Source organism: Gluconobacter cadivus (assembly GCF_015244745.1).
In the GTDB taxonomy this organism is placed as follows: Bacteria; Pseudomonadota; Alphaproteobacteria; order Acetobacterales; family Acetobacteraceae; genus Gluconobacter; species Gluconobacter cadivus.
On record NZ_JABCQI010000001.1, the window covers coordinates 435,004 to 448,083 of the forward strand.

Genomic DNA, 13,080 nt, shown 5'->3' on the forward strand with positions numbered 1-13,080 from the left:
AACACTGCCTTATGCTGACACGTCGCCAGAGCCTCGGCCTGCTCGCGGCAGGGCTTCCCGCCCTGCACCTGCGGGCGAAAGCCGCGCCCTCACTGGCGCCGAAGCCGCTCGTGTTCGCCCATCGCGGCGCTTCGGCCCTGCGCCCCGAACACACACTGGCCTCCTATGCCCGCGCCATGATGGATGGCGCGGATTTCATCGAGCCGGATCTTGTCATGACGCGCGACGGCCATCTGGTCGTCCGACATGAAAGCAATATTGTCGGGACGACGGATGTTTCGGAACGCCCGGAATTCGCCTCCCGTCACCGATCCCTCAAGATCGACGGACGGGTCGAGACCGGCTGGTTCACCACGGACTTTACGCTCGCCGAACTCAAAACCCTCCGCGCCCGTGAACGCCTCTCCACAATCCGCGTCCACAACACACGCTATGACGACCACTTCGAAATTCCGACCTTCGAAGAAGTCATCGAACAGGTCGCAGCACAATCGGCGGCAACGGGAAAGGTTTTCGGTCTGGTGCCGGAAATCAAGCATTCCACCTATTTCAACAGCCTCGGGCTCAATCCCGAAGCCGCGTTTCTCCAGACCATCGCTGCCCACGACTATACCCGGCAGGCCCCGCTGGAACTCCAGTCCTTCGAAACCAGCAACCTCGGGCGCATCCGCGCTGATGTCCTGTCCATCAACCCGCAGGCGCGCCTGATGCTGCTGATGGGTGAACGCAAAGACGTACCGCCGGATCTGCTGGCAGCAGGCAAGACCACGACTTTCGGCGATCTCATGACGCCTGAGGGCCTCAAGGAGGTCCGGCGCTATGCCGACGTGATCGGGCCGTCCAACACGGACCTGATCCCGCGTGATAGCAAGGGCGCCTGGATGGAGCCATCCAGCCTCGTTACGGATGCCCATCAGGCCGGACTTCTGGTCCATTCCTACACGGCACGGCCGGAAAATCATTTCCTCCCCGCGCAGCTTCGCAACACTGCAGGCGACGCCGCCCGCAACCCCGAGGGCATGATCGCGGAACTGCGCCGCTATCTGGACATGGGCATCGACGGCTTTTTCACCGACGATCCCGCTTTGGGGCGCAAAGCCGTCGATGGCACGATCTGACAGCAGTCAGATCACCACCACAAAAAAGGAGGCTCTCTTTCCGGGAGCCTCCTTTTTTGTGGTTTTCAGGCGATGTCAGCTGAGCCTGAAGTGCCGGAGCATGGCCTTATTAAAAGCCGGGATATCGGCGGGACAGCGGGAAAAGACATAAGGCCCGTCAACAACAACCGCATTGTCCACCCAGATCGCCCCTGAATTCTCCAGATCGCGGCGAATGGCTGGCCAGGATGTGACGGTTCGTCCTTTAAGCTCATTCACCTCAATCAGCGTCTGCACACCATGGCAGATGGCTGCAATCGGCTTGTTCGCTTTTACGAACGCCTTGGCAAACGCCACCACGTCCCTGTTCAGACGCAGCGCATCTGACGAAACCGGACCACCCGGAAGAAACAGGGCATCGTAATCTCCTGCCTTGGCATCAGCGATCGCCAGATCGGCCCGGATGCCATGCGAGGGATAAATACCGTTATTAACGGCCTGAAATTCCCCGCCCTTGAGAGAAATGATCATGACAGTCGCCCCGGCATTTTCCAGAGCGGCCCGGGATGCGGTCAGTTCGATTTCCTCAAGGCCATCCGTGGCCAGTACAGCGACTTTTACCATGATGCCGATCCCCTCCTTCAGGAAAAAGCGGGCTACCGTCGTGTGGCACCCCGCCAATGCGTTCATGCGTTAAGGTAAATGGTCTTGGTCTGGACATAGGCTTCCATGCCGTGCTGCCCGTCTTCGCCTCCCAGACCACTCTCCTTGTAGCCATGATGGAAGCCCTGCGGCGCCTCGCCGCCCGGACGATTCACATAGACCTCGCCAAATTCAAGCTCGCGGGTCATGCGAAGGACCCGGCTCAGATCGTTGGTGAAGAGATAGGCTGACAGGCCATAACGGCAGTCATTGGCCCAGGCGATGGCCTGATCGAAGTCCTTAACCCGAATCAGCGACATGACCGGTCCGAACACCTCGTTATGAACGACGTCCATGTCCTGTGTGACATCGGTCAGCAGCGTCGGGGCATAGAAATATCCCTGATCATAGACGCCCCCTCTCAGGCGTTTGCCGCCCATGGCCAGACGCGCGCCCTGCCTGATGGCATTTTCGACCATGGCATGGACCTTGTTGAGTTCGTCCTCGCTGACTTTCGGGCCCATATCCGTGTCCGGGTCCGTTGGCAGTCCGACCTTCAGCGCCTCGATCTTCTCGCGAATTTTCTGAACAAACCGATCGTAGATGGCTTCATGGATATAGGTACGCTCGTTGGACGTGCAGACCTGCCCGCCATTGCCAAACCGTGCAGCCACCGCAGCATCCGCAGCCTTATCCAGATCGGCGTCTTCCATCACCATAAACGGTGCCTTCCCGCCAAGTTCGAGGCGGACTTCCTTCAGTGTTTCGGAAGCGGCCGCCATGATCTTCTTGCCTGCGGGGGTTGAACCGGTCATCGTAATGAGCCGGACGTCTTTATGCGCCACCAGCGGCACACCGACATCCTTGCCATCTCCCGTCACGATATTGATGACGCCATGAGGAATCTTTGCTTCCCTGACCAGCTTCGCCAGATGCAGGCAGGTCAGCGGGGTCAGTTCATGCGGTTTAAGAACAATGGTGTTTCCCGCCGCCACAGCGGGGCCGATCTTTCTTGCACAGAGTGCCAGCGGAAAATTCCAGGCCGTAATGGCCCCGATAACGCCCAGCGGCACGCGATCGATCAGGATTTTCTCGTTCGGCGAACTTCCCGGAATGATTTCGCCCTGAAGGCGCAGCACATTCTCCGCCGCGAACCGCAGCAGGCCAATCGCAAAATCGACTTCAATGCGGGCCTCCTTCAACGGTTTGCCCATTTCGGCGGTAATGAGAGCGGCCAGATTTTCGCGGTCCCGCTTTACCAGATCCTTCAAGGCATGAATGTAATCAGCCCGTTCGGTCGCCGTACGTTGGCTCCAGCCGACAAACGCCGATTTTGCAGCCGAGACAGCGACATCCACATCCGCTTCTCCGCCTTTGGCGACTTCGCCAATCACTGCTTTCGTGGCCGGATTTTCAACCGTGATCCATTCCCCGCCTTTCGGTGAGACCCAGCTGCCATTGATGAAAAGAGTGCTTTTCTCAGTCATGGAGTTTCCTGCATTCCTGTGTGACGACTTGCGCCCTGTCTTCAAACAGACGCATCAGGACGCCTGCAGTTCACTCAATGAGGGCACGAAAGTGACATTCTTTTGCAATCAAGAGCGATAAAGCGCCAATTTCCGGGAACGATCGTTCAGTCCCGCATCATGCCAGATGAAGTAGAGGAACGTTTACTCAGAGAACCAAGATGTGAAAATACGCGCCCTTCCTCACGCAGACTGTCCAATGCTGCAGCGATACTGCACCCCATACAGGGCCAAATCTTTTCAACACGGAGCGTCTGTTGGGGCAAAAGATATCCCCAGAATCAGGGAACATCTCCGGGGAAGGCCCTGTGGATTGTTTCTGAAGAACTGGGGAGCGATTGCGCCAGAGCAGCTTTTCTGCGGAGTCGCACGATGAGTGTATCGAGCGCGGATAAAAACCGGCTCCGGTCGTTTTTGCCGAAAGACGGATTATAGGTCGTCACCGCCCCCGTCTCGCGTAGACCCTGCATCAGATCGCGCATCGCCGAGACCATACCGACAGAGCGTTCGTCGATTTCCTCACCGTTCGGACGCAGAACCGAACCTTTCTTGGCAAGACACCGCACGGCCAGCGGAATATCGCTAGTAATGACGATGTCGGACGCCGTCACCTGCTCCGCAATCCAGTCATCCGCCACGTCCGGCCCTTCAGGAACCACAACGCGTTCGATGAGCGGAGACTGTGGGACATTCATCCAGCTATTAGCGACAATGATCGTTTTCAGGCTATAGCGCGCCCCAACCCGATAGATCTCGTCCTTCACCGGACAGGCATCGGCATCAACCAGAAGCCGGGTCGTGTTTGCCACGGATCAGCCCTCCGTCTGGAAATGACGGATCAGTTCCTCCAGCACCACGTCCGGGTGCTTCTCGCCGGACACGCGGATTACCGGCTCGTCGTCCCCCGGCACTTCAAGCGTCGCGAGCTGACTTGGCAGCAGGCTGGCAGGCATGAAATGCCCTTCCCGCCGCTCCAGCCGCGCCGCAAGTTCAGTGGCGGACGTGTCGATATGAACGAACTCGATTGGCAATCCGTTGGCACGAAGCTGTTCACGATAGGCACGTTTGAGCGCGGAACATGTCAGCACCGCACCATGGCCAGCTTCGACCTGTGCCCGCAGCCAGTCATGACACAGTGCAAGCCAAGGCGCGCGATCTGCATCGGTCAGCGGCTGGCCGGTGCTCATTTTCTCGACATTCGCAGGCGGATGCAGGGCATCGCCCTCCTGAAAATGCCAACCGAGCCGGGTCGCGAGGCCCGTTGCAATGGTTGTCTTGCCCGTCCCAGAGACGCCCATAATCACGAGAAAACGCGGCTCCAGACCCATCTTCACCCGTGCTGCCGAAGCCGTCATGGCTCCCACCGCTCCACGCCTTCTGTCGTGGCGACCAGAACATCCGAGGCCATGTTGAGGAACATGCCATGCTCCACCACACCGACGATCCGGTCGATTTTCCCTGCCAGATCTTCGGGATTTTCGATTGGTCCGAAATGGCAGTCCAGAATCATGTTGCCGGTATCCGTCACGAACAGCGATCCGGCACGATCGGCCCTCGGCTTCACACCACGCGCGCCACAGGCCGCAAGGCGCTCCGCCGTGCATTCCCAGCCGAAGGAAATGACTTCAACAGGCACAGGTGCGCGTTCGCCCAGCAGATCGACAGGCTTGGTGCCGTCCACGATCACCACGAAACGCTTCGCGGCCTGTGCCACGATTTTCTCGCGAAGGAGCGCGCCGCCCAGACCTTTGATGAGGTTCAGCGAACCGCGCTGGACCTCGTCCGCACCATCAATCGCAATGTCAATCCGACGATGCGCGCTGAAATCCGTCAGGGGAATTCCAGCCTTGATCGCCTTGTCCTCACTGTCATCGGAGGTCGGAATGCCGAAAATTTCCAGCCCTTCCGCAACACGCTCGCCCAGACGTTCGATCATATAGGCGGCCGTGCTGCCCGTTCCGAGCCCCACGACCATGCCGCTCTTGACCATATCAGCGGCTTCACGCGCAGCGGTGCGCTTGTGAACGCTCATATCCGTGCCGCTCATGCGTCTTCTCCGACCGCAGCGCGATCTGCAAGAATGACGATCCGGCCTTCGCTCGTCACGCGGGCGGACGGGATGGAACTGTCGCCTTCGACCAGACGCTCCAGCATTTCGACCTTGGACGCCCCCGTCACGAGGAACACGACCAGCGCGCTGGACTGAATGGCGGGGTAGGTCAACGTGATGCGTTCATAAGGCGCGGTGGACGGTGCGGCCGTTCCGACCCAAGCCTTGCGCTCCTTCAGGACAGGCTGTCCCGGAAACAGCGATGCCGTATGACCATCCGTGCCGAGGCCCAGCATGACCAGGTCGAACAGCGGACGCTTCGGATCAAGTTCCGTGGCGCCATAAGAGGTCCGGAGGGTTTTTTCGTAAGCCTGTGCGTCTGCCTCGACCGTGTCACCGGTCGGAATGGCATGGACGTTCTGCGCGGGCACCGGGACATGCGACAATAGGACGGACTGCCCGACCGTATGGTTGCTGTCCGCATGGCCTTCGGGCACGTGGCGCTCGTCGCCATAGAAAATCTCGACCCGCTCCCACGGAACCAGCTTTGCCCGTGATGGCGTTGCGAGGATCTCGAACAGGCGCTTGGGCGTGGAGCCTCCGGAAAGTGCCACCCGGAACAGGCCGTCCGTCTTGGCGAGAACACCTTCGATGAAGAGATCAGCCATCCGCAGGGCAACGGCTTCCGAATCAGGGAGGGTTTCCAGAGTGGCGGTGCGAATATCGGTCGTCATGAATGAGGAACCCTCGGCAGAATGTAGCGCTCAACAGCCTTGGCCCAGCCATCGCGCTCGTTGGTGTCCGTGCAAACCTGTGCGGCGGCTTTCACGTCCTCTTCGGCCTGTCCCATGGCAATCCCCAGTCCTGCGACCGAAAACATCGGCAGGTCGTTATGGGCATCGCCAAGGCAGGCCACCTCATGCGGCGCAATGCCGTGGGCAAGCGCCAGTTCGCGGATCGCCTCGCCCTTGTTGGCAAGGGCCGGCGTCACGTCGAGAAGAATATCGGAAGAGCGGCGCACGCTCGCTTCTCCCTGAAGCATCGCGCCGAGTTCGGTCTCGACGTCCTGAAGCAGGCTGGTGTTGCTGCTCACGCCCATCACCTTGCCAATGCCCTCGAATTCCTTGCGCAGATCGGGAACCTGATGCGGCGTCAGTCCGGTGATGCCGTGCTCATGCTGGACGAACGGCGTATGAGCGTCCTGAACCATCCAGTAGGACTGCCGCAGGAACCATGTTTCGATCCCATGCAGATGCAGCATGTCATACACGATCGACAGCACATTCGGGGTGAGAACGCGGCTGACACTCGTAGTCCCGTCGGGCTTGAAAATGATACCGCCATTGAAACCGGCATTCTGCCCGGTCAGACCAAGCTGCTCGATATAGGGCACCATGGCGGCGGGTGGCCGCGCACTGGCGAGGCACAGCGGAATCCCCCGCTCCTGAAGTATTTTCGCCATCGTCAGCGTGGACGGCGCAATGGTCTTGTCTGGCGTCAGGAGCGTGCCATCCATGTCGGATACAACCATCCGGATGGTTTTTGGCAACGGTGGCAGATCCGCATGGATGGCGTCGAGGTCAACGGACATAAAAGCCCCTGTAAAAACCCCCGTCAGAGTCTTTGCGGGGGCTGGCTGGTCAGCAATGGTAAAACCATACCCTGCCAGCCAGTCATTGCCCATGAGGGGCGGTAGTCTTATTTCTTCTCGACGTGTCCGCCGAAACCGAAACGCTGTGCCGAGAGCACTTTCTCGGCAAAGTTGTTGCCGGACCGCGAACGGAAGCGCGTGAACAGCGCGGCCGTCATGACCGGAGCCGGGACGTCTTCCTCAATAGCGGCCTCAATCGTCCAGCGACCTTCACCAGAGTCCGCGACTTCGCCGGAGAACTCGTTGAGAGTTTCCGAACGGGTCAGGGCCTCGGCCGTCAGATCGAGCAGCCAGGACGACACGACACTGCCGCGACGCCATACTTCGGCAATATCGCCCATATTGAGTTCGAACCGGTCTTTTTCCGCAAGAACGGGGGAGTTCTTGCTTTTCATGATATCGAAGCCCTCTGCGAAGGCCTGCATCATGCCGTATTCGATGCCGTTATGGACCATCTTCACAAAGTGCCCCGAACCGGCAGGCCCACAGTGCAGATAGCCCTGCTCGGCCCGCGGATCATGGCCCTTTTCGCCACGGCCCGGCGTGCGCGGCACGTCCCCGATGCCCGGCGCCAGCGCGCTGAGGATCGGATCAATATATTCGGCGGTTTCTTTCGTGCCGCCGAACATCATGCAGTAGCCGCGTTCCAGACCCCAGACACCGCCTGAGGTGCCGACATCCACATAGGAGATGCCCTTTTCGGCCAGTTCGGCCGAACGACGGACGTCGTCCTTATAGTAAGTGTTGCCACCGTCGATGATGACATCCCCACGCCCCAGAAGGCCGCCGAGTTCCTGAACACAGGCCTCGGTGATGGCACCTGCCGGAAGCATGACCCACACCACGCGGTGTTCGTCACCTTCGAGCAGCTTCGCCATCTCGGCGACAGAACCGGCGGGGGTCGCACGCCCCGCTTCGCAGCGTCCGGCGACCGAAGCCGTCACTTCCGGCGTGCGGTCGTGCACGACGACATCATGTCCGTGGCGTGTCAGACGGACGGCAATATTGCCGCCCATCCGTCCCAGTCCGATGATTCCGATCCGCATGACTTATGCTCCTGCCAGTGCTTCGTGGATTGCCGTTTCCAGAGCTTTCAGCCCGTCTTCCAGCGGTCCATCGATATGAACGCGAAGGGCGCGACGGCCACGGGCCGCGAGCACTTCGAAATCGCCTCGTGCCTGCGCCGCCTTGACAACGCTGAAGCTGAAACCATGACCCGGAACCGGCACATCCGCCGCATCCGTCGCCGTGACCTGAAGGAACACGCCGCTGTCGGGTCCGCCTTTGTAGGCCTGGCCCGTCGAATGCAGGAACCGGGGGCCGAATTCGGCGGCTGTCGCCACTTTCAGCGTATCCCGCAGTTCCATACGAACGGACTGTGCCCAGTCGCGCGTCTGCTGATCGCGACGGATATAGGCGAGCAGACCGACATAGTCGCCCGGCTTCACACGATCAAAAAGGGTCTTGAGAATGGAGACCGCATCGCTTTTGCTGCCAGCAGCTTCCGTGTTCTTCGCATCCGCGTAGAAGGACAGCGGACCATCCTTCGCGAACGGCGTTTCCGGCGGCAGCGAGCCCGTTTCGGCATAGGCCGAGGTCAGCTTGCGGGTTTCGAGCTTGCTGAACTCAACGTCAGGCTGATCGAACGGATCAATCCCAAGAACCGCACCAGCCACAGCCGTCGCGAATTCGAACAGGAAGAATGCCTGTCCGATCTGGGACGCATCGGCCAGACGGATGGTGACGACCGGCGCACCAGCGGCCCGCAGAGCGCCGAGACGGCTGTCGGGAACGTCGTCGCCCAGCAGAAGGTCCACAAAAATGCGGTCCGTTCCATAGACATCCGGCACGCCGAGTTCTTCCTCGTCGATGGGGATCAGGCCGAGGCCCTTCTTGCCGGTGCTTTCGGCGATGAGCTGTTCCAGCCATGCGCCCAGCGACGCAATGCCGTCAGAGGCAAGGATCGTCACCTTGTCGCGACCGAAGCAGTGCGCGGCATGACCGAGGATCAAGCCCAGAACCGCACCCGGATTGGCAGCCGGAGGCGCGCTTCCGTCACAGGATTCCACCATCAGGCGCGTGACCGTCAGCAGCTTGCGAACGTCAATGCCGCTTGCCGCCGCCGGAACGAGGCCGAAATTGGACAGGACGGAGTACCGACCGCCGATTTTCGGATCGCCGTAGAACACGCGCCAGAAGCCGTTTTCCTCGGCCACTTTCTGCATGTGCGAACCCGGATCGGTGATGGCGATGAAGCTGTCACCCGGCTTCTTGCCCAGAGCCTGACCGGCCACCTGCCAGAAATGCGCGAACAGGATGTTCGGCTCCAGCGTACCGCCAGACTTGCTGGCCACGATGAAGAGTGTGTTCTTCGGGTCGATGGCTTTCTCGAACGCCGTGACCTGCTGCGGGTCCGTACTGTCGAGAACATGCAGCTTCGGCCAGCCTTCGCGCTGTCCGAACGTCTCGGCCAGAACCTCGGGACCAAGGCTCGAACCACCCATGCCCAGGAGCAGGATATCCTTGAAGCCGCGACTGCGGACATCGCGGGCCAGAACCTCCAGTTCTTCGACGTTCCACAGACGGTCCTGTACGATTGTCAGCCAGTTCAGCCAGTCGGCTTCCGGGCCATTCGTCCAGACCGACGGATCTTTCTGCCAGATCCGGCGCAGACCGCCGCTCTGGCTCCAGTCCTTTTCCGCACCGGCGACATCGTCGCGCAGTTCCGGCGGCAGGTCGGCGCTGACACGCAGCAGACGCTTGCCGATGACGGCCTCGCGCTTGGTTGCCACAGCCGTCAGCAGAGTGTCGAACGACACGCTGAATGCTGCACAGCCTTCCTTGACGAGCTTCGTGGTCACGCCATTCAGATCCAACCCAAGACGCTCGGCCTCAGACAGAACATGCCGCGCCTGTTCGACATTCTCGGTCAGGCTGGCGCGCGCCTTGCCGTGATCGCGGAACGCATCGAACGTTGCGGGCGGAATGGTGTTGACCGTCTCGGGACCGATCAGCTCTTCGACATACAGGACGTCGGAATAGGCCTTGTCCTTGGTGCCAGTGCTGGCCCAGAGCAGACGCTGCGGGTTGGCGCCCTTTTCGGCCAGCGCCTTCCAGCGCGAGCTGTTACGGACTTCAAGATAATACTGATAGGCCAGCTTGGCATTAGCGATTGCGACCTTCCCGCGAATGGCCTTCAGAGCCTCGGCCTCCGCATCGCCAGCCGCGATGCGACGGTCGATTTCCCCGTCGATCTTGGCATCGATACGACTGACGAAGAACGACGCCACACTGGCAAGACGCGAGATGTCTTCACCACGGGCCGCGCGATCTTCAAGACCGGCAATATAGGCTTCCAGCACCGCCTTGTAAGCATCAAGCGAGAACAGCAGCGTCACATTGACATTGATGCCGTCCGCAATGGCGTCACGAATGGCGCCCGTGCCTTCAGACGTACCGGGGATCTTGATCATCAGGTTTTCACGCCCGACAGCCTTCCACAGACGCCGCGCTTCCGTGATCGTCCCGTGCGTGTCGAACGCCAGATAGGGCGAGACTTCGAGGCTGACATAGCCGTCCAGCCCTTTGGTCTTTTCGAACACCGGATACAGAACCGCGCAGGCGGACCGGATGTCGTCGATAGCCAGATGTTCGTACAGATCGCCGGGGGGCAGGCCTTCGCCTTCCAGCAGCTTGCGGATCTGCGGATCGTATTCGGTGCCGTGTCCGATGGCCTTCTCAAAGATGGCCGGGTTGGACGTGACGCCCCGCAGGCCGTCTTCATCCACCAGCTTGCGGAGGCTTCCATCCTCCGTGAAGCTGCGCTGGATGAAATCCAGCCAGGGGGACTGGCCGTATTTCTCAAGCTCGCGCAGCACGCTGCCGACTTCGTTCAGACCGGTATTGGAGATTGTGTCTGCCACAGGATCTCTCCCTTACTTGCCGCGCAGGGCCTGACGCTTTGCTGCGTCAAGAACCGCTTCAGGCGTGAAACCGAATTTCGTGAGAAGTGCGGAGGCCGGAGCCGACGCACCGAACGTGTTCATCGCGATGATCGCACCGCCGATGCCGACATACCGATCCCAGCCGAACGCCGCGGCCTGTTCGACCGCAACGCGGCCGATGACATCCGGCGGCAGGACGGAATCGCGGTATTCCTGGCTCTGCTCTTCGAAGAGATCGAAGCTCGGCATCGAGACGACGCGGGCCTTGATGCCCTCTTCCGTCAGTTTCTCGTAAGCCGTCACCACGAGGCTGACTTCCGAACCCGAAGCGATCAGGATCACGTCGGGCTTGCCGTCACAGCTCGCCAGAACATAGGCACCCTTCGCCAGACCGGCGGCGGACGCATATTTCGTACGGTCGATCGTCGGCAGGTTCTGACGGCTCAGAGCGAGCACGGCAGGCTTGTGCGTCATCGGGATCAGCGTCCGCCACGCTTCGGACACTTCGTTCGCGTCGGACGGGCGGATCGTCATGATGCCCGGCGTTGCGCGAAGCTGTGCGAGCTGCTCGATCGGCTGATGCGTCGGTCCGTCTTCACCCACGCCAATGGAGTCATGCGTGAAGATATACAGAACCGGCAGTTCCATGATGGCCGACAGACGGATCGGCGCCTTCATGTAATCGGAGAAGATCAGGAAGCCCGAACCGTAGGAGCGGATGCCCGACAGCGCGATACCGTTACAGATGGAACCCATCGCATGTTCGCGCACACCGAAATGCAGGTTCCGGCCACCATAGGTGCCGTTCCATTTTTCCGGCTGGAAAGAGCCGCCGCCCTTGATGTCCGTCTTGGTGGACGGTGTGAGGTCAGCAGAGCCGCCGATCATCCAGGGAAGGTTCTTCGCAACCGCATTCAGAACCTGACCCGAGCTTGCACGCGAGGCAACGCCCTTCGCATCGGCTTCGAAAGTCGGGATGTCCTTGTCCCAGCCTTCCGGCAGACGGTGCTCGATGATGCAGTCGATTTCAGCCGCGAGTTCCGGATGGGCTTCACGATAGGCCGAGAACAGCTCGCGCCATTCTGCATTGGCTTCCGCGCCGCGCTTGCCGAGACCTTCGGCGAAATGCTCCTTTACACCGTCCGGGACATAGAAGTCCGGAGCGTCTTCCGGCCAGCCATAAGCAGCCTTCGCACCCTTGATTTCTTCCGCACCCAGCGGCTCGCCATGTGCCGAAGCCGTACCGGCCTTCTTGGGCGCGCCGTAGCCGATGACCGTCTTGAGCACGATCATGCTCGGACGATCCGTCACTGCACGCGCAGCTTTGAGGGCTGCGAGAATGGCCTCGACATCGTTGCCGTCCGGCAGCGTCTGGACATGCCAGCCATAAGCTTCAAAACGCTTGCCCACATTTTCCGTGAAGGCCAGATCCGTCGACCCTTCGATGGAAATCTGATTGGAATCATAGATCCAGGTCAGGTTCCCAAGTGCGAGATGGCCAGCGGTGGACGCGGCTTCCGAAGCCACACCTTCCATCATGTCGCCATCGCCACAGAACACCGTGACGTGATAGTCGAACAGTTTGAAGCCCGGGCGATCATAGCGCGCGGACATCCATTTCTGCGCGATCGCCATACCGACGGAATTGCCGCAACCCTGTCCGAGCGGGCCGGTCGTGGTTTCTACACCAGCGGTAAAGCGGTATTCCGGATGACCCGGCGTCTTGGAGTTCAGCTGACGGAACTGCGAGAGATCCTCGACAGTGAGGGACGGCGCGTCAACGACCTTGCCATCCTGAATATCCTTCACGCCTGTGAGGAACAGGGTGGAGTACAGCAGCATCGACGCGTGACCGACCGAAAGCACGAAACGGTCACGGGCAGGCCAGCACGGATCGGCCGGATCGTATTTCAGATCGTGCTGCCAGACCGCATACATCGCGGGGGCGAGGGCCATAGCCGTGCCGGGATGGCCGGAATTGGCGCGCTCGACACCTTCCATCGAAAGAGTGCGGATCGTATTGATGGTGAGCTGAGGAAGCGTACTCATCGGAATGGGATCTCCGGCTTGTGACTGACAGGAAGAAACGCAACGATATCTTCCATACCTTCTGCTGCCACGGCATGACGCGAAGTCGCGACAGACGCAATGGCTGATCGGTAAACCATAT

The 13,080-nt window shown here is 60.2% G+C and carries 11 protein-coding genes; 1 reads left to right on the forward strand and 10 read right to left on the reverse strand.

Annotated elements, in window-relative coordinates; translation table 11 throughout:
* The first annotated feature begins 11 nt into the window (after nucleotides 1-11).
* Nucleotides 12-1,118, forward strand: a complete 1,107-nt coding sequence (locus HKD28_RS01980) for a glycerophosphodiester phosphodiesterase family protein (protein ID WP_194261926.1) — start codon at nucleotides 12-14, stop codon at nucleotides 1,116-1,118.
* 75 nt (nucleotides 1,119-1,193) lie between these two features.
* Here the strand turns inward: HKD28_RS01980 and HKD28_RS01985 are convergent, their stop codons facing one another.
* The 10 genes from HKD28_RS01985 to tkt form a co-directional block, all read right to left on the reverse strand.
* Entirely contained in the window at nucleotides 1,194-1,721 is a 528-nt protein-coding gene (locus HKD28_RS01985) for a type 1 glutamine amidotransferase domain-containing protein (RefSeq protein ID WP_194261925.1), read from the reverse strand.
* A gap of 62 nt (nucleotides 1,722-1,783) precedes the next feature.
* Nucleotides 1,784-3,226 (reverse strand): aldehyde dehydrogenase, encoded by a 1,443-nt coding sequence (aldA, locus tag HKD28_RS01990; RefSeq protein WP_194266645.1) that lies wholly within the window; start codon nucleotides 3,224-3,226, stop codon nucleotides 1,784-1,786.
* A gap of 320 nt (nucleotides 3,227-3,546) precedes the next feature.
* Nucleotides 3,547-4,074, reverse strand: coding sequence for a YaiI/YqxD family protein (locus HKD28_RS01995; RefSeq protein ID WP_194266646.1), 528 nt, complete (start codon nucleotides 4,072-4,074; stop codon nucleotides 3,547-3,549).
* 3 nt (nucleotides 4,075-4,077) lie between these two features.
* Nucleotides 4,078-4,620: a gluconokinase gene (locus tag HKD28_RS02000; protein ID WP_194266647.1), complete on the reverse strand. Its 543-nt coding sequence runs from the start codon at nucleotides 4,618-4,620 to the stop codon at nucleotides 4,078-4,080.
* Complete coding sequence (gene rpiA / locus HKD28_RS02005; protein WP_194266648.1) at nucleotides 4,617-5,312, reverse strand: ribose-5-phosphate isomerase RpiA; 696 nt, start codon at nucleotides 5,310-5,312, stop codon at nucleotides 4,617-4,619. Before rpiA ends, HKD28_RS02000 begins: the two co-directional genes overlap by 4 nt.
* Entirely contained in the window at nucleotides 5,309-6,049 is a 741-nt protein-coding gene (pgl, locus tag HKD28_RS02010) for a 6-phosphogluconolactonase (RefSeq protein WP_194266649.1), read from the reverse strand. The genes rpiA and pgl overlap by 4 nt, the downstream gene beginning before the upstream one ends.
* Nucleotides 6,046-6,906 (reverse strand): Cof-type HAD-IIB family hydrolase, encoded by an 861-nt coding sequence (locus HKD28_RS02015; RefSeq protein ID WP_194266650.1) that lies wholly within the window; start codon nucleotides 6,904-6,906, stop codon nucleotides 6,046-6,048. Before HKD28_RS02015 ends, pgl begins: the two co-directional genes overlap by 4 nt.
* A gap of 107 nt (nucleotides 6,907-7,013) precedes the next feature.
* Nucleotides 7,014-8,012, reverse strand: coding sequence for a phosphogluconate dehydrogenase (NAD(+)-dependent, decarboxylating) (gnd, locus tag HKD28_RS02020; RefSeq protein WP_194261918.1), 999 nt, complete (start codon nucleotides 8,010-8,012; stop codon nucleotides 7,014-7,016).
* A 3-nt stretch (nucleotides 8,013-8,015) separates the two neighbouring features.
* Entirely contained in the window at nucleotides 8,016-10,889 is a 2,874-nt protein-coding gene (locus HKD28_RS02025) for a bifunctional transaldolase/phosoglucose isomerase (protein ID WP_194266651.1), read from the reverse strand.
* A gap of 12 nt (nucleotides 10,890-10,901) precedes the next feature.
* On the reverse strand, nucleotides 10,902-12,959 hold the full coding sequence (gene tkt, locus HKD28_RS02030; RefSeq protein ID WP_194266652.1) for a transketolase: 2,058 nt from the start codon (nucleotides 12,957-12,959) through the stop codon (nucleotides 10,902-10,904).
* Between the last annotated feature and the right edge of the window lie 121 nt (nucleotides 12,960-13,080).